General features: G+C 70.2%; 21 protein-coding genes. 6 read left to right on the top strand and 15 right to left on the bottom strand.

Annotated elements, in window-relative coordinates:
• Positions 1-18: 18 nt before the first annotated feature.
• Together ACFX43_RS25445 and ACFX43_RS25440 are read left to right on the top strand one after the other, a co-directional pair.
• On the top strand, positions 19-1,242 hold the full coding sequence (locus ACFX43_RS25445; RefSeq protein WP_378837573.1) for an amidohydrolase family protein: 1,224 nt from the start codon (positions 19-21) through the stop codon (positions 1,240-1,242).
• Positions 1,239-2,441 (top strand): amidohydrolase, encoded by a 1,203-nt coding sequence (locus tag ACFX43_RS25440; protein ID WP_378837564.1) that lies wholly within the window; start codon positions 1,239-1,241, stop codon positions 2,439-2,441. Before ACFX43_RS25445 ends, ACFX43_RS25440 begins: the two co-directional genes overlap by 4 nt.
• Here ACFX43_RS25440 and ACFX43_RS25435 read toward each other — a convergent pair.
• The 13 genes from ACFX43_RS25435 to ACFX43_RS25375 all read right to left on the bottom strand — a co-directional run bounded on the left by ACFX43_RS25435 (position 2,422) and on the right by ACFX43_RS25375 (position 13,139).
• Positions 2,422-3,447 carry an LLM class flavin-dependent oxidoreductase gene (locus ACFX43_RS25435; RefSeq protein ID WP_378837560.1) on the bottom strand — a complete coding sequence of 342 codons (1,026 nt, stop codon included), beginning with the start codon at positions 3,445-3,447 and terminating at the stop codon, positions 2,422-2,424. The genes ACFX43_RS25440 and ACFX43_RS25435 overlap by 20 nt on opposite strands.
• 13 nt (positions 3,448-3,460) lie before the next feature.
• Complete coding sequence (locus tag ACFX43_RS25430) at positions 3,461-4,207, bottom strand: urease accessory protein UreD (protein WP_378837553.1); 747 nt, start codon at positions 4,205-4,207, stop codon at positions 3,461-3,463.
• A complete protein-coding gene (ureG, locus tag ACFX43_RS25425) occupies positions 4,188-4,913 on the bottom strand; it encodes an urease accessory protein UreG (RefSeq protein ID WP_378837550.1) in 726 nt (241 codons plus the stop codon). Before ureG ends, ACFX43_RS25430 begins: the two co-directional genes overlap by 20 nt.
• Positions 4,906-5,568: an urease accessory UreF family protein gene (locus ACFX43_RS25420; protein ID WP_378837545.1), complete on the bottom strand. Its 663-nt coding sequence runs from the start codon at positions 5,566-5,568 to the stop codon at positions 4,906-4,908. The genes ureG and ACFX43_RS25420 overlap by 8 nt, the downstream gene beginning before the upstream one ends.
• 5 nt (positions 5,569-5,573) lie before the next feature.
• Entirely contained in the window at positions 5,574-7,268 is a 1,695-nt protein-coding gene (locus ACFX43_RS25415; RefSeq protein ID WP_378837538.1) for an urease subunit alpha, read from the bottom strand.
• Complete coding sequence (gene ureB / locus ACFX43_RS25410) at positions 7,268-7,597, bottom strand: urease subunit beta (RefSeq protein ID WP_378837535.1); 330 nt, start codon at positions 7,595-7,597, stop codon at positions 7,268-7,270. Before ureB ends, ACFX43_RS25415 begins: the two co-directional genes overlap by 1 nt.
• 13 nt (positions 7,598-7,610) lie before the next feature.
• Positions 7,611-7,913, bottom strand: coding sequence for an urease subunit gamma (locus ACFX43_RS25405; RefSeq protein ID WP_008357715.1), 303 nt, complete (start codon positions 7,911-7,913; stop codon positions 7,611-7,613).
• Between the two features lie 25 nt (positions 7,914-7,938).
• Positions 7,939-8,616 (bottom strand): ATP-binding cassette domain-containing protein, encoded by a 678-nt coding sequence (locus tag ACFX43_RS25400; protein ID WP_141805280.1) that lies wholly within the window; start codon positions 8,614-8,616, stop codon positions 7,939-7,941.
• A complete protein-coding gene (gene urtD, locus ACFX43_RS25395; protein WP_378837523.1) occupies positions 8,616-9,383 on the bottom strand; it encodes an urea ABC transporter ATP-binding protein UrtD in 768 nt (255 codons plus the stop codon). The genes ACFX43_RS25400 and urtD overlap by 1 nt, the downstream gene beginning before the upstream one ends.
• Entirely contained in the window at positions 9,380-10,483 is a 1,104-nt protein-coding gene (gene urtC, locus ACFX43_RS25390; RefSeq protein WP_378837510.1) for an urea ABC transporter permease subunit UrtC, read from the bottom strand. Before urtC ends, urtD begins: the two co-directional genes overlap by 4 nt.
• Positions 10,480-11,364: an urea ABC transporter permease subunit UrtB gene (urtB, locus tag ACFX43_RS25385; RefSeq protein ID WP_160022194.1), complete on the bottom strand. Its 885-nt coding sequence runs from the start codon at positions 11,362-11,364 to the stop codon at positions 10,480-10,482. The genes urtC and urtB overlap by 4 nt, the downstream gene beginning before the upstream one ends.
• Before the next feature lie 4 nt (positions 11,365-11,368).
• Positions 11,369-12,610 carry an urea ABC transporter substrate-binding protein gene (gene urtA / locus ACFX43_RS25380; protein WP_378837502.1) on the bottom strand — a complete coding sequence of 414 codons (1,242 nt, stop codon included), beginning with the start codon at positions 12,608-12,610 and terminating at the stop codon, positions 11,369-11,371.
• A gap of 115 nt (positions 12,611-12,725) precedes the next feature.
• Entirely contained in the window at positions 12,726-13,139 is a 414-nt protein-coding gene (locus ACFX43_RS25375) for a MarR family winged helix-turn-helix transcriptional regulator (protein ID WP_378837494.1), read from the bottom strand.
• Positions 13,140-13,269: 130 nt separating this feature from the next.
• Between ACFX43_RS25375 and ACFX43_RS25370 the strand changes: the two genes are divergently transcribed.
• A complete protein-coding gene (locus ACFX43_RS25370) occupies positions 13,270-14,388 on the top strand; it encodes a substrate-binding domain-containing protein (protein WP_378837487.1) in 1,119 nt (372 codons plus the stop codon).
• Between the two features lie 54 nt (positions 14,389-14,442).
• On the top strand, positions 14,443-14,865 hold the full coding sequence (locus tag ACFX43_RS25365; RefSeq protein ID WP_378837482.1) for a carboxymuconolactone decarboxylase family protein: 423 nt from the start codon (positions 14,443-14,445) through the stop codon (positions 14,863-14,865).
• Positions 14,866-14,878: 13 nt separating this feature from the next.
• Here ACFX43_RS25365 and ACFX43_RS25360 read toward each other — a convergent pair whose 3' ends face one another.
• On the bottom strand, positions 14,879-16,171 hold the full coding sequence (locus tag ACFX43_RS25360; protein ID WP_378837479.1) for a DUF222 domain-containing protein: 1,293 nt from the start codon (positions 16,169-16,171) through the stop codon (positions 14,879-14,881).
• Positions 16,172-16,645: 474 nt separating this feature from the next.
• On the opposite strand from ACFX43_RS25360, the gene ACFX43_RS25355 reads away from it, so the two are divergent.
• On the top strand, positions 16,646-17,542 hold the full coding sequence (locus ACFX43_RS25355; RefSeq protein ID WP_378837473.1) for a sulfite exporter TauE/SafE family protein: 897 nt from the start codon (positions 16,646-16,648) through the stop codon (positions 17,540-17,542).
• A gap of 131 nt (positions 17,543-17,673) precedes the next feature.
• Positions 17,674-18,033, top strand: a complete 360-nt coding sequence (locus ACFX43_RS25350; RefSeq protein WP_378837470.1) for a YciI family protein — start codon at positions 17,674-17,676, stop codon at positions 18,031-18,033.
• Positions 18,034-18,044: 11 nt separating this feature from the next.
• Here ACFX43_RS25350 and ACFX43_RS25345 read toward each other — a convergent pair whose 3' ends face one another.
• Positions 18,045-18,713: an alpha/beta fold hydrolase gene (locus ACFX43_RS25345; RefSeq protein WP_378837465.1), complete on the bottom strand. Its 669-nt coding sequence runs from the start codon at positions 18,711-18,713 to the stop codon at positions 18,045-18,047.
• Positions 18,714-18,830 lie beyond the last annotated feature (117 nt).

Raw genomic sequence — 18,830 nt, 5'->3', positions numbered from 1 at the left:
CCAGATCGAGCAAGCACTGTGATCGCTCGCATTCTCGGGGCCCGTACGCCCGCCGGCCTGGTCGATCTCAGGATCGACGGCGGGACCGTCTCGACGGTCTCCGGCCCGTCCCCCATCGGGCCGGAGACCGTGCTGGACGCCGCCGGGGCGGTCGTGATGCCCGCCTTCGTCGACGCCCACGTCCACCTCGACAAGGCCCATCTGCTCGGCGCCGGTGGGCTCGAGCCCGCCGGCCCGGGCGTGGGCCCGGCGATCGCGCTGATGCAGGAGGTGCGGCGTACGCAGCCCGCGGGGATCGTCGAGGTCGGCGCCCGGCGGGGCGTGGAGTCGCTGGTGCGCCACGGGGTCGTGGCGGCGCGGGCGCACGTCGAGATCGACGCCGACATCCGGCTCGACATGCTCGACCTGCACATCGCGCTGCGCGAGGAGAACGCCGAGCGGATCGACCTGCAGCTCTCGGTCTTCCCGCAGAACGGGCTCACCCGCGAGGTGACCGCGCTGATGAGCGCCGCGCTGCGGCATGGCGGGGGCGTCGTCGGCGGCTGTCCCTACGTCGACGACGACCAGGAGGCCCACCTCGACACCGTCTTCGGCCTGGCCGAGCGGTTCGGGCTCCCCGTCGACCTGCACCTCGACTTCGACGACGACCCGTCCGGGTCGATGGTCGCGGCCGTCGCCGAGCGCACCCGCGCCCTCGGCATGCAGGGCCAGGTCACCATCGGGCACGTCACCAAGCTGGCGGCGATGCCCGTGGACGAGCAGGAGGTGGCGTACGCCCTGATGGCGGAGGCCGGGATCTCGCTGGTCGTCATGCCGGCGACCGACCTCTACCTCGGCGGAGCCGGCGAGCCCGGCAGCCGCAGCCTGGCTCCGCTGGAGCGTGCCCACGTCGCCGGAGTGCGGGTCGCGGTCTCGAACAACAACCTGCACAACGCCTTCTCGCCCTACGGCAACGGCAACCTGCTCCAGGCCGCGTGGACCGCCGGGCTGACCCGGCAGCTGGTCGGTCCTGAGATGCTGGACCTGCTCGTCGCCTCGATCACCGAGCACCCGGCCGGGATCCTCGGACGAGCCCCGCACGGAACCACCGTGGGCGACGTCGCCGACCTGGTGGTCCTGGACACCGAGGACCCCCGTCTCGTCGCACTGCAGGTGCCCTCGGTCCTGGCCTCGATCCGGTCGGGGGCGCTCGTGCACGAGCAACGAAGCATCCGTACGCAGACCATGGAGGTCACCTCATGACCGGCAGCAGGACACTTCGCAACGCCACCCTGGCGGATGGCTCCCGGGTCGACGTCGCGGTGACGGACGGCAGGATCTCGGCGGTCTCGCCCGTCTCCTCCACCGTGGCCGAGGGAGACCTGGACCTGGGTGGCGGGCTGCTCCTGCCCGCCCTCGTCAACGGTCACGCCCATCTGGACAAGACCCTGGTCGGCTCCGGCTGGCAGCCGCACCGCCCCGGCACGACCGTCCGCGAGCGGGTCGCGGCCGAGCACACCCTGCGCGGCGAGGTCGGCGTGCCCGTGGTGGAGCGTGCTCGCGCGCTCGCGGAGCAGATGATCTCGTTCGGCACCGGGACGGTGCGTACGCACGTGGACATCGACCCCGAGGTCGGCCTGGCCGGGCTGGAGGCTGTCCTGGAGGTGCGCGAGGCGCTCCGTGACCGGCTGCGCATCGAGATCGTCGCCTTCCCGCAGAGCGGGATCACCACCTCGCCCGGCACCGAGAAGCTTCTCGACGAGGCGCTGACCGCGGGCGCCGACCTCGTCGGCGGGCTCGACCCGGACGGCTTCGACGGCGACGCCGGCGCCCACCTCGACGTCGTCTTCGGTCTCGCCGCCCGGCACGGCGCCGGCGTCGACATCCACCTCCACGACCTGGGCGCGAGCGCCGTACGCCAGTACGAGCTGATCGCCGCCCGCACCCGCACCGAGGGACTGGGCGGAAAGGTGAACCTCAGCCACGCGTACGGCCTCGGCTCGATCCCGCTCGAGGAGGCTCGCCGGGTCGGTGGGCTCTTCGCCGAGGCGGGCGTCTCGGTGCTCACCAACGGCCCGGCCGGGCCGATGCCGCCGGTGCTGGCGCTGCGCGAGGAGGGCACCACGGTGCTCGCCGGCTCGGACAACATCCGCGACGCCTGGTGGCCCTACGGCGACGGCGACATGCTCGCCATCGCACGCCAGGTCGCCTACCAGTCCGGGTTCCGGACCGACGAGACCCTGACGGTGGCGCTCGACCTGGTCACCGATGCGGCCGCGCGGGCGCTCGGGCTCGATGCGTACGGCATCGTCGTCGGCGCTCCGGCGGACCTGCTGGTCCTCGACGTGCCGGCTCCTGCTGCGGCCATCGCCGCCAGCCCCACCTCGCGGACCGTCCTGCATGCCGGCGAGGTGGTGGCGACGCGCGTCGAGACCGTCGAGGTCAGCCCAGCATGTCCTTGACGAGCGGCACGACCTGGGTGCCGTAGAGCTCGATCGAGCCCATCAGGTCCTCGTGGCGCACCTGACCCTGGTCGTACTTCAGGTCGAACCGGTCGACGCCGAGCACCTTGATGGTGCCGGCCAGCTTCCGCGCGACCGTCTCCGGCGAGCCGACGTAGAGGGACCCGCCCTCGATCTCGCGCTCGAAGTCGCCGGGCGAGGGCGGCGGCCAGCCGCGCTCGCGACCGATCTGGGTGCGCATGGCCAGCCAGCCCTCGTAGACCGTCTCGCGGGCCTGCTCGTCGGTCGCCGCGACGAACCCGGGCGAGTGGACGGCGACGCGCTGCCGCGACACCCCGAACTCGTCCTGGGCACGCTCGAAGAGGTCGATGTAGGGCGCGAACCGGTCGGCCGGGCCGCCGATGATCGCCAGGAAGAGGCCGAAGCCGTGGCGGGCGGTGCGTACGACAGACTCCGGGCTCCCGCCCACACCGACCCACGCGGTCAAGCCGTTCTCGGTGCGCGGGAAGACCTCCTGGTCGGTGAGTGCCGCGCGGGTGCGGCCCTCCCAGGTGACCTTCTCCTCCTTGAGCAGGGCGGAGAGCAGCTCGAGCCGCTCCTCGAAGAGCTCCTCGTAGTCGGCCAGGTCGAAGCCGAACAGCGGGAACGACTCGGTGAACGACCCGCGACCGGCGACGATCTCCGCGCGGCCCTGGGAGACCGCGTCGAGGGTGGCGAACCGCTCGAAGACCCGCACCGGGTCGTCCGAGCTGAGCACGGTCACCGCGGACCCGAGCCGAAGTCGCTCGGTGCGGGAGGCGACCGCGGCGAGCACCATCTCCGGGCTGGAGACGGCGAAGTCACGGCGGTGGTGCTCGCCCACTCCGAAGAAGTCGAGACCGACCTGGTCGGCGAGCACGCCCTCCTCGACGATGTTCCGGATCACCTGCGCGTGGTGCTGCGGCTTGCCCTCGGCGTCGCGGGTGACCCCGCCGAAGGTGTCCAGGCCGAACTCGATGTCAGTCACGCCCGTTGAAACATCAACCAGTCGTGACGCATTCCCAGGGCCCCGCCGGAACCTCGTGGGTCTCCCCGGCCAGGTGGCGCCACAGGGTGCCGCCGCATTCCAGGTCGAGCCTGCCGTCCGGGCAGGCGTCGGGCCGTACGTCTCGGCCGAGCGCAGTGACCGAGGCGAGCACTCGGTGGGGGCCGAGGATTCCGGGGGTCAACGAGCTCGCGTCCAGGTCGAGGGACTCGACCAGGAGCGGGCGCCCGTCGTCCTGATGGGCCGACCAGGTGGTGGCCACCCGGCCCGGGCGCTCGCCGTGGCGGCCGAGGACGAGGGTCTCGCGCAGGGCGAGCCTCGCCGTGGGAGCGAGGGTGACCCGGGTGTCGCGGGTGACGTCGGCGCCGGCGGAGACCACGAAGGGCTCCCCGGCCCAGACCAGGCTGGCGTTCGCGGCGAGGGTGATCGCGACCGTCCAGGACGCGTGGCCGCCGTCCATGTCGTAGGCGACCGTCCCGGCCGGCTCGACCAGGGTCAGGCTGGCGCCCTCCCCCACCTCGACCTCGACCATGACCTGGTCGCCGGCGAGGAGCATCGCCCCGTCGGGGACCAGCGAGATCCGCGCCGAGCGGGCGTCGCTGGAGAGCAGCATCGGCCGCAGGGCCGGCGCCGTCGAGGGTCCGGTGATGTCGGTCTCCACGCGCACCCGGCCGCCGTCGACCGCCCCGACCCGCACCCGGGTCAGGGAGCCGCTGGCCAGGTCAGGCGTGCTGGTGGTCATGGTCATGGACGTGGCTGGTCCCGTCCGCGTGGAAGTGGGGCGCCATCGGGCCCGGGTCGGCCGGGACCAGGGCGCCACCGCGGTGCCGGGCCAGCTCGGATCTCACCCACGTCACCAGCGCCTCGACGGATGCCGGGTCGGTGCGGGAGAGCGCGATGACCGGACGGCCCTCGCGGACCGAGCCCGCGTCGGAGACCATCGCGACCGGGTCGACACCGACGTACGGGGCCAGGTCGGTCTTGTTGACCACGAGCAGGTCGGCGCGCTCGATGCCGGGGCCTCCCTTGCGGGCGACATCGCCACCACCGGCGACGTCGATCAGGAAGATCTGGGTGTCGACCAGCGCCGGGGAGAAGGTGGCGGTGAGGTTGTCGCCGCCGGACTCGACGAGGACCACGTCCAGCGGCGCGAACTCCTCCTCGAGCTCCTCGACGGCGATCAGGTTGGCGGTGACGTCGTCGCGGATCGCGGTGTGCGGGCAGGCGCCGGTCTCGACGGCCCGGATGCGGGCCGGGTCGAGCACGCCGGCGGAGCGGAGGAAGCGGGCGTCCTCGTCGGTGTAGATGTCGTTGGTGACCACACCGATCTCCAGATCGGCGGACAGCTCACGGCACAGCAGCGCGATGAGCGAGCTCTTGCCGGTCCCGACGGGACCGCACACTCCGATCCGCAGTCCCCTGTCGTCCTTCTTCGCGTTTTCAGGCACTGAACAACCTCCTGGTCGTGTGGGCGTGGGTCTGGGCCCACTGGTCTAGCTGGGGCGCGCTGGGCGCCGGGATGTGGTGGGGCTCGGTGAGCGGAGCGACCTCGGTCGCGAGCCGCTCGGCCTCGGGGAGCAGCTCGTGCACCCACGAGGTGGCGTCGAGCGGGTCGAGGGGCAGCAGCTTGAGGGATGCCGAGGCGACCGTCTGCAGGTCGTCGTACGCCACCAGCCGGCCCAGCGAGGCAGGCGCGATGCCGCCGCTGGCGGCAGCCGCGGCCAGGGCGATCGGGCGGCAGGGCCGCTCGAGGCCGACCACCTCGGCGACGTGCGGCGAGTCTGGAAAGAGGCGCCTGACCAGCCGCAACAGCGCGCGGCCGAGGGTGCGGGAGGTGTCTCGCATCGGGGCTGCAGGGGTGCGCGCGGCCCAGGCGTCCAGGACCGGCTCCAGCGGCAGACCGGCGCGCAGCCGGTGCAGCGCCACCACCGCCGTGCCCGCCTCGACGCGCACGACGCTGGCCAGTCGCGACCGCATGAAGACCGGCACCTGCTCGCCCGTGAGCCCGGAGCGTACGGCTGCCTCCAGCTGGCCGGACTGGGTGTGGCCGGCGACCGGGAGGCGGGCGTCGGCCAACAGCATCGTGAGCAGATCGTCTGACATCGCGCTCAGAACATCGAGTAGAGCTGGGTCAGCGGCAGCTCTGTCGCGGGGGCGGGCTCGATCAGCTCGCCGTCGACGTGGATGCGGAACGTCTCCGGCTCGACCCGGATCTCGGGGGTCGCGGAGTTGTTGATCATCTGCGCCTTCCCGATCTCCCGGGTCGGCTCGATCCCGACGAGGCGGCGGCGCAGGCCGAGGCGCTCGGTGAGCCCGGCGTCCAGCGCGGACGGCGCGACGAACGAGACCGCGTGGTCCGCACCCGGGCCCACCAGCGTCGGTCGCATGAGCACCGGCTGCGGGGTCGGGATCGAGGCGTTCGGGTCGCCGAGGGCGCCCCAGATCAGGGCGCCGGACTTCATCACGACCTCGGGCCGGATGCCGAAGAACCGCGGGTCCCAGAGGACCAAGTCGGCCATCTTGCCGGGCTCCACGGAGCCGACCTCGGCGGCGATCCCGTGGGCGATGGCGGGGTTGATCGTGTACTTCGCGACGTACCTCTTGGCCCTGATGTTGTCCGCCTTCCCACCCAGCGAGCCGAGCCGGGCCTTCATCGCGTGGGCGACCTGCCAGGTGCGGCAGACGACCTCGCCGATGCGGCCCATCGCCTGCGCGTCCGAGGAGGTGATCGAGAGCGCGCCGAGGTCGTGCAGTACGTCCTCGGCGGCGATCGTGGTCGCCCGGATCCGGGACTCGGCGAAGGCCAGGTCCTCGGGCACCCGCGGGTTGAGGTGATGGCAGACCATCAGCATGTCGAGGTGCTCGGCGACGGTGTTGACGGTGTGCGGCAGGGTCGGGTTGGTGGAGCCGGGGATGACGTACGGCAGCGAGGCGACCGAGAGGATGTCGGGCGCGTGCCCTCCCCCGGCGCCCTCGGCGTGGAAGGCGTGGATGGAGCGGCCGGCGATCGCGGCGACCGTCGACTCCAGGTAGCCCGCCTCGTTGAGCGAGTCCGAGTGCAGCGCGACCTGCAGCCCGTGCTCGTCGGCGGCCTTGAGGGCAGCATCGATCGCGGCCGGGGTCGATCCCCAGTCCTCGTGGACCTTGTAGGCGGCGGCTCCGGCCAGCGCCTGCTCGGCCAGCCCGGCCGCGGAGACGGTGTTGCCCTTGCCCATCAGCAGCAGGTTGACCGGCATGTCGTCCAGCGCGCGGTGGACGGTCTCCAGATGCCAGGGCCCGCCCGTGACCGTGGTGGCCTTGGACCCCTCCGACGGCCCGGTGCCTCCGCCGCCGATGGTGGTGGTCCCGGTCGAGATCGCCTCGACGATCTGGGACCGTGAGAGGAGGTGTACGTGGACGTCGATCGCTCCGGCGGTGAGGATCTTGCCCTCGCCGCTGACCACGTCGGTGCCCGGTCCGATGATCAGGTCGGGGTGGACGCCGTCGGCGATGTCGGGGTTGCCGGAGCGGCCCAGGGCGACGATCCTCCCGCCGCGGATCCCGACGTCGGCGCGGACGATGCCCCAGTGGTCGAGCACGAGCGCGTTGGTGATCACCGTGTCGAGCGCACCCTCGGACGACGGCACCGTGGACTGGTTCATCGATTCACGGATCGACTTGCCGCCGCCGAACACCGACTCCTCGCCGCCGGCGGTCAGGTCGTCCTCGACCTCGATCCACAGGTCGGTGTCACCGAGCCGCACCTGGTCGCCGGTCGTGGGGCCGTAGAGCGCGGCGTACTCGGTCCTGCTGATCTCCACCATCACGCCTCCTTGATCTGACTGGGCTTGATCTGGATGCCGGGCACGACGCGAGCGCCTTTGAACGCGACGATCGCGACCTCACGCGACGCACCCGGCTCGAACCGGCGCGAGGTGCCGGCGGGGATGTCGAGCCGAAACCCCTCGGCCGCCTCGCGGTCGAAGTCGAGAGCGGAGTTCACCTCGGCGAGATGGATGTGGGAGCCGATCTGGACCGGCCGGTCGCCGGTGTTGAGGACGACCAACGTACGCCGCTTCGCCTCGCTCCGGTCGGTGTTGAGCCGGATGGTGCCGTCGGCGACGCGTACGGCTCCGGGACCGCTGGACTGCATGGAGGTCTCCGCTTCAGGCGATGGGCTGGTGGATGGTGACGAGCTTGCGGCCGTCGGGGAAGGTCGCCTCGACCTGCACCTCGACGAGCATGTCGACCACGTCGGGCATGACCTGCTCGCGGGTCAGCACGGCGCGGCCCTGGGTCATCAGGTCGGAGACCAGGGCGCCCTCACGCGCGCGCTCGATCACCCAGGTGGAGAGCAGGGCGACGGACTCGGGGTAGTTGAGGAGCACGCCACGTGCGAGCCGGTCGCGAGCGACCATGCCGGCCACGGACAGCAGCAGCTTCTCGGTGTCGGACGGGGTCAGATGCATCTCGCCAACTCTCTGGACGGCCGGCCTAGACGGCCAGCTGGGATCGGACGTGATCGTGCGCCTCGGAGCCGCCGTCACCGCGCGCGGTGATCCGGCCGGACTCGAGGATGTAGTAGGCAGAGGCCGTACGCAGCGCGAACCCGACATGCTGCTCGACCAGCAGCACGGTGAGGTCGCCGCGACCGGTGAGCTCGGCGATCACCCGCTCGATCTCGGCGACGACGTTGGGCTGGATGCCCTCGGTCGGCTCGTCGAGGATGAGCAGCCGCGGCCTGGTCAGCAGCGTACGCGCGATCGAGAGCTGCTGGCGCTGACCGCCGGAGAGCAGCCCGGCGCGCCTGCCGAGCAGGTCCTTCAGTGCGGGGAACAGGTCGAGCATCTCGCTGATCCCGGCGCGGTCGCCGACGAGCTGGAGGTTCTCCAGCGCGGTCATGTCGCCGAAGCTCTGCTGGCCCTGCGGGACGTAGCCCAGGCCCCGCTTGACGCGTGCGCTCGGCCTCAGCGCGGTGACGTCCTCGCCGTCGAGCAGCACCCGGCCGCTCTTGGCCCGGACCAGCCCGACCGCCGCCTTGAGCAGGGTCGTCTTGCCGGCGCCGTTGTGTCCCATCAGCGCTACCGCGGCGCCGGTCGGAACCTCGAGGCTGACCTCGTGGAGCACCGTGGTGCGGCCGTAGCCGCCGGTGACCGACTCGATCCTCAGCATCAGGCGTCCTCCCCTGTCGTTTCGGTGACCGCGGCGACGGTGTCACCCAGATAGACCCGCTGCACCTCGGCGTCCTCCCTGATATCGGCGGCGGTTCCCTCAGCGATCACCTTCCCCGCGTGCAGCACGGTCACGATGTCAGCGAACCGGCGGACGAAGTCCATGTCGTGCTCGATGACCACGACCGTCCGCTCCGGACTGATCCGGCGCAGCAGCTCCCCGGTCGCCTCCCGCTCCTCGGCCGACATCCCGGCGACGGGCTCGTCGAGCAGCATCACCGAGGAGTCCTGCACCAGCAGCATGCCGATCTCCAGCCACTGCTTCTGCCCGTGCGAGAGCACGCCCGCGGGCCGGTCCGCCAGGTCCGTGAGCCCCACGGTCTCCAGCACCCCGGCGACCTGCTCCGGTGTCCCCCGCCGCGGCAGCATCAGTCGCCACCGCGCCCGGTGCACGCCGGCGGCGATGTCGAGGTTCTGCAGCACGCTGAGCTCCTCGAAGACCGTGGCGGTCTGGAACGTACGTCCCACCCCGAGGCGGGTGATCCGGTGCGATGCCAGCGAAAGCAGGTCGCGTGTGCGATAGCGCGCCTCACCACTTCCGCTCGCGAGCCCGGTCAGGGCGTCCACGAGCGTCGTCTTCCCGGCGCCGTTGGGGCCGATCAGGAAGTGCAGCCGGCCCGGCTCCAGGGTCAGGGAGACCCCGTCGATCGCCACGAACCCGTCGAACTCCACCCGCAGGTCGCTGACCTCCAGCGTCTCCGTGCTCATGCCGTGACCTCCTCAGCCACTCGCGACTCGGGTTCCTCGGACCTCTCGGGCTCCGAACGCCGCGAGAACAGGCCTTTCACCAGCCCCAGCAGCTGAGCCAGCCCACCCGGCAACAGCAGGATGACCAGCACGAACAGCGCACCCTGGAAGTACGACCACGACCCCGGGAAGGCCTCGGAGAGCGAGGTCTCGGCGTACCCGATCAGGAGCGCGCCGACCGCCGGACCGAGCAGCGAGGCCCGCCCGCCCAGCGCGACCCCGGCCAGCAGCCCGATGGAGGCGACCACGCCGACGTCGTCGGGCGAGACGATCCCGGCGATCGGGACGAAGAGCGCACCGCCGATCGAGGCCAGGACGGCGGCGATGACGTACGCCGCGAGCTTGACGTTGGCCGGGTCGGTGCCGAGGAACCGCACCCGCTCCTCGCCGTCACGGACGGCGACCAGCAGCTCACCGAAGCGGGTGCTGTAGAGCCAGGCCATCACCAGGATCGAGATCAGCAGGATCCCGGCGGCGATGAAGTAGAGCATCCGTTTGTTGGCCGGGTCGAACAGGGCGTACCCGAAGAAGCCCTGGAAGTTGTTGAGGCCGTTGGCACCGCCGGTGGTCTTCACCTGGCCGACGAGCAGGATCGCGAAGGCGGCGGCGAGCGCTTGGCTCAGGATGGCGAAGTACGCCCCCTTGATCCGTCGCTTGAAGACCGCGAGCCCCAGCAGGCCCGCCACCAGCGCCGGGAGGACGAGGATGACAACCAGCGCGAGCCCGCCGTTGCGCAGCGGCTCCCACCATCCCGGCACCGTGGCGTCGCCGTAGAGCGCCATGAAGTCCGGCACCCCGCCGGGACCGGCGTCGGCGAGCTTGAGGTGCATCGCCATCGCGTAGGCACCGATACCGAAGTAGAGCCCCTGGCCGAGCACCAGCATCCCGCCACGGCCCCAGGCCAGACCGATGCCGACCGCCGCGATGGCGTAGCAGCAGTACTTCGCGAGCAGCCCGAGGCGGAAGTCCGACAGGACCGCGGGGGCGAGGACGAGCAGGGCGACCGCGAGCAGCAGCCAGCCGACGTACGGATAACTGTGCTTGATCTTCGGGGTCTTCATGCCAGGCTCCTGGTCCGGACCGAGAGGATGCCCTGCGGGCGCAGCTGCAGGAACGCGACGATCGCCAGGAAGACGATCACCTGGGCGACCGAGCCGGTCAGGGCGTGGGCGAGGAACGCCTGCAGCAGGCCGATCCCGAGAGCCGCGACGATGGTGCCCTTGAGGTGCCCGATGCCGCCGACCACGACCACCAGGAACGCCTGCACGATGTAGGACGTGCCGAGGTTGGGGCCGGTCGACCCGAGCAGCGTGAGCGCCACCCCGGCCACACCGGCCAGGCCGGACCCGATGAAGAAGGTGGCCCGGTCGGTGCGGCGGGTCGAGATGCCGATGGTCTCGGCGAGGTCGCGGTTGCCGACGGTCGCCCGGATCTGCCGCCCGAGGGCGGTGAACCGGAGCACCGCCAGCAGCGCGGCCACGCACGCCGCGGCCAGGACGATGATGAAGAGCCTGGTCAGCGGGAAGTCGTAGCCCAGGATCGGGATGGACCCGTCCAGCCAGCTCGGCGCGGGCACCTCCTTGGCCGGAGCCCCGAAGATGTCCCGTGCCACCTGCTGCAGGACGAGGCCGACGCCGTAGGTGACCAGCAGCGTGTCCAGTGGTCGGGCGTACATCCACCGCAGCACGCTCGCCTCGAGCGCCAGCCCGAGCAGCCCGCCGATCACGAACCCCACGGGGAGCGCGATCAGCAGACTCAGCTCGGTGCTGGCGACGATGGTCGAGACGACATAGGCGGTGTACGCGCCGGCCATGATGAACTCGCCGTGGGCCATGTTGATCACGCCCATCTGACCGAAGGTCAGGGTGAGCCCGAGGGCGATGAGGAGCAGGACCGCACCGGCGGAGATGCCGGTGAAGACCTGGGCGAGGAGCGCGTCCAACGGGCTAGTTCTTCCACCAGTCGTAGGACTTCAGGTAGGGGTCCGGCTCGATCGGCTTGTCGCTCGACCAGACCGTGTCGATCAGCCCTTCGGAGTTCACCTGGCCGATGAGCGCGGTCTTGGCGATGTGGTGGTTCTCGCCGTCGACCTCGACGGTGCCCTCCGGAGCGTCGTAGGTGACGCCGTCGGAGGCGTCGATGACGTCCTCGACCGCGAACGAGTCCGCCTTCTCGACCATGCCCTTCCACAGGTGCAGCGAGGTGTAGGCCGCCTCCATCGGGTCGGAGGTCACCGCCTTGGCGCCGTTGGCCGCCTTGAAGTCGGTCACGAACTTCTGGTTCGCCGGGCTGTCGATGGTCTGGTAGTAGTTCCAGGCGGTGTACTGCCCCTCGAGGTTGCCCACGCCGACGCCCGGGACCTCCTCCTCAGCGATCGAGACCGAGAGCACCGGCATCGCCGAGGCGGTCAGGCCCTTGCCCTTGTACTCCTTGAAGAAGGCCACGTTGGAGTCGCCGTTGAGGGTGTTGAAGACCGCGTCCGCGCCGGCGGCCTTGACCTTGTCGACGACGGTGCCGAAGTCGGTCGAGCCCAGGGGCTGGTACTCCTCGCCGAGGACCTCGATGCCGTTGGCTGCTGCGTACTGCTTGATGATCTTGTTCGCCGTGCGCGGGAAGACGTAGTCGGAGCCGACCAGGAAGATCGACTCGATCTTCTTCTCCTGCTTGAGGAAGTCGAGGGCGGGGATGATCTGCTGGTTGGTGGTCGCGCCGGCGTAGAAGATGTTGTGCGAGGACTCCAGGCCCTCGTACTGCACCGGGTAGAAGAGCAGCGCGTCGTTGCCCTCGAAGACCGGCAGCATCGCCTTGCGCGAGCTGGAGGTCCAGCCGCCGAAGACTGCCGCGACGCAGTCGTCCTGGATCAGCTTGGTCGCCTTCTCGGCGAAGACGGTCGGCTCGGACTGGCCGTCCTCGCTGACGATCTCGAGCTTCTTGCCGAGCACGCCACCGTCGGCGTTGATCTCCTCGGCCGCCATGGACAGGGACTTGAAGACGGTCGTCTCGCTGATCGCCATCGTCCCCGACAGGGAGTTGAGGAAGCCGATCTTGATGGTGTCGCCGCTGGTGTCGACGCAGCTCTCGCTGGTCGCGGTGTCACCGGTCTTGGCGCCGCCGCAGGCGGTCGCGGTCATGCCCAGGGCGAGCACCGAGCTGGCCGCGAGGAGGCGGCTCGAGAATTTCGTACGCACGGGATGGGGGTCCTTCCATCGGACAATTGCTCTCGAATGGAAGGAATCTAGGGACGGGTTGTTTCGCGGATGTATCGGACCCTGTGAGGATTTGTTTCCAGACGGAAACGTCTACTCAGGCGAGGCCGTCGAGGACCGTCCGGAGGTCGCGGACGACCTGCGCGACGGCCTCGGACTGCTGTCGAGAGCGGATCTCCCGGGCCGCCGAGGCGCCCACCGGAGAGAGCGCGACCACGGCGCGGCGCTTGTCCTCGGCATGGACCTTTCGCAGCACCAGCCCGCGCTCGACCAGCCGGTCGACGTGCCTGGTCAGCGTGCCGGCCGGGAGTGCGGCACCGTCGGCGAGACGCGTCATCGTCTGGCCCGGATCGTCGAGCAGCACGCTGAGGATGCGCCACTGTTCCGCGGTGATGTCGAACTCGGCGTACGCCTCGGCGAGCGCTCGCTCGATCCGGCGCTGTGCCTGGGCGAGCAGCACCGCCAGATCCGAGCAACGCAGATCCGTGACGGCCGTCTCGGCCACCTCCATGGCGTCCTCCCACGAATGTCTGCTGGATGCCCGCTGCGCCGAGGGCCCGACTCCCGTACCCTAACCATCGGCTCAATGGTGAGTCATCCGTCCGCTTCAGCTGGTCTGGTTCGTCTGGGAGCAGGTGCCGATGTCTCCGCCGTCGTTCACCCCGGCGTCCCATGCCCTGCTGGGCCTCGCACCGCGTCCGCCTGGGGCCCTTTCGATCGCGTTCGTGGTGCCGATGCAGGGTCCGACCGGAATCTACGGTCCCGGCTGCCTGGCCTGCGGCGAGCTGGCCGCCGAGGAGCTCAACGCCGGCGGCGGGATCGCCGGGAAGCCGGTCGAGCTGGTCGCGATCGATGCGGGGCGAGCTCCCCACGAGGTCGCCGCCGAGGTTGCTCGGCTCGTCGAGCTCGGCCGGGTCGACGCGATCGCTGGCTGGCACATCTCCGCAGTACGCCAAGCGATCACCGCCCGCGTCGGCGGCCGGGTGCTGTACGCCTTCGCGGCCATGCACGAGGGCGGCGACGACACTCCTGGGGTCTTCATGATCGGCGAGCGACCGGTCAACCAGCTGCTCCCCGCCACCGCCTGGATGCGCGCCAACCACGGCGTCTCCCGCTGGGCGGTGGTCGGCAACGACTACGTCTTCCCACGCGTCACCGGATCGACGGCCCGGGCCGCGCTGCGCGGGTCGCCCTCGGAGGTGGTGAGCGAGACGTACGTCCCGCTGGGCACCCGCGACTTCACCGGCGTGCTGCGTGGCCTCGACGGCGGCGAGCAGGACGGGGTGATCATGCTGCTGATGGGGCAGGACGCGGTTCACTTCAACCGCCAGTTCGCCGCCGCCGGGATGAGCTCGTCGTTGACGCGCCTGAGCCCCGCGGTCGAGGAGAACACTCTGCTCGCCGGTGGCCTCGGCGCGAATGCCAACGTCTTCGCCGCCGCTGCCTACTTCGACGGCCTCAACACCCCCGAATCGGCCGGCCTGGCCGATCGCTACCACCGTCGCTTCGGCGAGTACGCGCCCTCCCTCAACGCAGTGGGCGAGTCCTGCTACGAGTCGCTGATGTTCCTGCGCCAGATCGGCGACGCCTGCGGCGGGCTCGAGGTCGAGCCCGCGCTGCGCCTCACCGACCACCACAGCTACTCCAGCCCCCGCGGCCTGATGCGCATGCACGGCAACCTCGTGGACCAGGACGTCTACATCGCCGCCGCCGACGGCCTCCGCTTCGAGATCCAGGAGCAGATCGCGTACGCCTCCTGAGGCCCGCGTCGGTCCGTTGACTTCGAGTGCGCTCCAACTCCTAGCGTGCGCGGCATGACCTTCGAGAACCCTGCCCAGGACCCCATCTCCCGCGCCGCCCGCAACGACCACGGCCGCCAGATCCTCGACGCGATCGACGGCGAGGCCGGTGCCCGAGTCATCGACTCCCTCGCCGACATCGCCCCGGAGCTCGGCCACCAGGTCGTCGCCTGGGGCTTCGGCGAGATCTACGCCCGCCCCGGCCTCGAGCCGCGGGACCGACAGCTCGTCACCCTCGGCATGCTCACCGCCCTCGGTGGCTGCGAGCCCCAGCTCGAGGTGCACATCAACGCCGCCCTCAACGTAGGCCTGACCCCCGAACAGATCATCGAGGCGTTCCTCCACTCCGCGGTCTACTGCGGCTTCCCCCGCGCCCTGAACGCCACCTTCACCGCCAAGAAGGTCTTCGCCGAACGCGACCTCCTCCCCCTCGCCTGAGCGCGACATTGGGTCAGGCCGCGAGGGTGTGGTCGCGAAGTACGTTGCGCAGCCTGAACTCCGCCGGCGACAAGGATGGTGGATCCGGTGGCCAGGCGTCGGGTGGCGGGCTCGTGTAGGTATGGCCCGTGGGTGTGATGGTGATGATGGTGCCGTCGGGTCCTGGTCTGGCTTGCCAGCCGAGGGCTTCCTTGGCTTGGTTGCATCTTTCGCAGAGACCCTGCAGGTTCTCGGCGCTGGTAGTGCCGCCGTCGGCATAGCGCTCGACGTGGTCGATGTTGCGGATCGGGGCGTCGCAGCCGTTGGTGCGGCAGATCCCGCCGTCACGAGTTGCGATGAAGTCGGCCAGTCCGTCGGGTGCTTTGCGGGCGCGTGATTCCATCGCGACCAGCCGCCCGGCGGGGTCGGTGAACAGGCGCCGGACGAACACCTCGGCATCGTTCAGCGCGTCACGAGCCCAGGCGGCGGGGACGGGTCTGTAGCCCTCGACCAGGGCGGGTTGATCGGCGTCGCCGGTGAGGGCGTCGGCGGTCATCACGATCTTGACCTCGATGCGAGGCTTCCCGCCGGCCTCGCGGCCGGTGATCCGATCGACCAGGGTGTCGGCCATGACCTGGCCACGGGTCCGTTCATCGCCGGCTGCGTGTGCAGCCTTCGCCGCCTGGTCCAGCGCGGCGAAGACGGCGACACCGTCCTTGACCGGGAGCAGGGCACCGAGCCAGGTCATCGTGTCGGGTGCCGGGCGGAGGCTGACGCGGCGGTCTTCCACTGCGTTGGCGGCGCGGGCGACGACGGATTCCTGGTCGAGGGTGATGGCGAGTTTCTTGGCGGCGTTCTCGAGTTGCCGCAACCCCATCGACACCGCACGAGCCGGTTCCCCGCCCGGACCGGTGGCACAAAGCTGGTGGTCGATGACCCGACGGTCCTCCACCGAGAGGCAGGCAGTCTCGCGGGCGAGGATGGTGGCCTGCCATTGCGAGAACAGCCCGGCCTTCATCAGGGCGAAGGTGTGCGGCATCTCGGCGATCAGGACGTTCGCCAGCCCGAGCAGCTTGGCGCCCTTCTCGGGCGAGACCCGCCGCGCCAGCGCAACCTGGGAAGCCACGCCCTCGCCGAGTTTGCGGGCGGGCACCCCGGCCTCTAATTGGCGTGCCCGGACGGCCTCCTCCAAACGTACCGCCGCTTCTGCCTGCACCGCCTCAGCAGTGCACTTGACCGCTTCGAGACCAGCAATCCAGTCGACCAACTCAGCCTCGGACGCACCCGAAGGCGGCCCGGCGAGGAGGTGGTCGATGGTCTCGTACATGCGCCTTATTATATGCGAACTGGCACCCCGCCGCGACCTATTTAAGCAGGTCAGATGACAGTTACGCGGTCAGTGAACAAGCAACGTGAACTCCGCGCCACTCTCTCGCCGCCGCCCCGTTATAGGCGAAATCTTTCTCGATCGAGTGCCGAGTCAAGGATGGCCGAAGGCCACCGCGAAGCGGCGGGCCGGAGGCCCGTCCTTGACGCGGTGCGCGATCGAGAAACACTCAAAGCAAGGGTCGGCGGCGAACCTTGGAACGAAAACACGGTCGTGTAAGCGAGGTTTCCCCGAGAAGCGGACCGTGTTGGTCTCGACACGCCTCCGCCTAGCGGCTCCGGCGGCTCGACCAGCGAGGCAAGGCGGTTCCGCCCGTCCGCCCATCGAAACGCCTCAGCACCCCGATCCAATTATGTGTAGTAAATAGCGTTACATTACTACCTCGCCATTTTCGATCACAAAGAGGAGGTCCGCATGGAGCGGCTCATCATTTTCGCTCTCGTCGGTCTCGCGGCCCAGGCGGTCGACGGCTCGCTGGGCATGGCGTACGGCGTCACCTCCAGCACGCTGCTGGTCGCGACAGGTGTCGCGCCTGCGGTGGCCTCGGCGTCGGTGCACCTGGCCGAGGTCGGCACGACGTTCGTCTCGGGGGTCTCACACTGGCGGCTCGGCAACGTCGACTGGAAGGTCGTGGCCAAGATCGCGATCCCGGGCGGCATCGGAGCCTTCGCCGGCGCGACCGTCCTCTCCAGCATCTCCACCGAGAGCGCCACGCCCTGGGTGGCCGGCCTGCTGCTCGTTCTGGGCATCTACATCATCGCCCGCTTCGTCTTCGGCAAGCCGCCGGTCTTCATCCCGGGCCGTCGGCCGGGGCTCGGTCTGCTCGCGCCGCTGGGTCTCTTCGGCGGGTTCATCGACGCGACCGGTGGTGGCGGCTGGGGTCCGGTGACCACGCCCACCCTGATCTCCAGCGGCACCCTGCACCCGCGCAAGGTGATCGGCTCGGTCTCGACCGCCGAGTTCGTCACAACTCTCTCGGCGAGTGTCGGGTTTCTCATCGGTCTGGCTGGAGAGGCGCTCGACTGGCGCGTCATCGCCGGCCTCCTGGCCGGTGGCGTGATCGCGGCCCCGTTCGCCGCCTACCTCGTCAAGCACCTCTCGCTGCCCATCCTCGGAGGCCTGGTCGGCAGCATCATCCTGATCACCAACGGACGTACGCTGCTGCGCAACTTCGACGCCGAGTCGGTCCTCGCCTACGGCCTGCTCTTCGCCGTCGCCGCCGTCATCGTCGCCATCGCGGTGCGCAAGGCCGGTGGCAAGATCGCCCCGACGCAGGAGCCGGCGCCCGAGTCCGAGACCGCCAACGCCTGAGCGCCGGCATGTCGGCGGCCTCGAGGCCGGTGGAAAGTTCTTCCGATGTCCATGTCGAAGGAGAACGATGTGGTTCGACGCACATGTGTCGGCCACCGAGAAGCGGTTGGCCCCGAATTGAGGAGCAGATCATGCCCCGTTTCATGGGTTTCGTGAGGATGGAAGAGGGAGTCGGCCCGGCGCCGGAGGCCCTGTACAAGGCGATGGACGACTACATCGGCGAGCAGGCGGCGGCTGGCCACTTCCTCGACGGTGGAGGTCTCTACGGCAGTGAGGACGCGGTGAACTTCCTGGTGGAGAAGGGCGAGGTCACCCGGGTCGACGGCCCGTACGCCGAGGCCAAGGAGGTCGTCGGCGGCTGGGCGCTGACGCGCTACGACACCCTCGAGGAGGCGATCGCCGGGCAGCGGGAGTTCGCGCAGCTGCACGCGACGTACTGGCCGGAGTGCAAGATCGTCGCCACGTTGCGCCAGATCTCCGAGGCTGACTAGACACCTTGGACTCACCCGCCGAGTAGGAGTGCGGCAACGGCCTCCGGGGCCTCATGCATCGCGTCGTGACCGGTGGGGAGGTCATGGATCGTCCAGTCGGGATCGGCCTGGAGCCGGGTGCGGAGCTCAGCGAACGGCGTGCGGTCTTCCCATCCCGAGCAGTAGATGAACTCCCGGCGGGGGACCTGGGCGAGCGTGCCGGTGTGCCGAATCGTCTGCAGGAACGAGGCGAGGGGATGGGGGCGGCGACGCGGATCGCCGCCGTCCGGCGGTCGGACGGCATAGCCGGTGGCCGCCGCGCCGGCGGCGAACACTTCCCGGAAGTGCTCGTTCGTGGACGACCAGCACGACTCGCCGTCGCGCGGGACGTAGGCGTCGAGCTGCACCAGCCGTGAGATCCGGCTGCCCGCGCGATCGGCCGCGGCGGCGGTCACCATCCCGCCGTAGCTGTGGCCGACGAGCGTCGCGTCGGTGATGTGGGCGCGATCGAGCCGCCGCAGCACGTCGTCGGCGTGGGTGTCGAGGTTGGCGGTCGCGACCGTTGCGTCGTCGTCGTCCGGCCGCAGGCCGGTCAAGGTCAGGGCGTGCACGGTATGGCCGGCACGCTCCAGCAGCGGGACCACCGCCTCGAACGACCAGGAACCCTTCCAGGCGCCGGGTACGAGGACGAATGTCGTCATGGGTCTCTCCATCTCTGAGATGAACTCGGTATGGAGAAAGTCTCGTCAGTTCGATGCGTGGCCTGCCACCGGTAGAATGCCAGTCGATGCCCGTTCCCCGCCAACCTCGCCCAACCG

The sequence above is a fragment of the Nocardioides sp. YIM B13467 genome, from assembly GCF_042788075.1.
Taxonomy (GTDB): domain Bacteria; phylum Actinomycetota; class Actinomycetes; order Propionibacteriales; family Nocardioidaceae; genus Nocardioides.
Note: the sequence above shows the minus strand (reverse complement) of the source record. Positions and strands in the feature narration are given on the sequence as shown.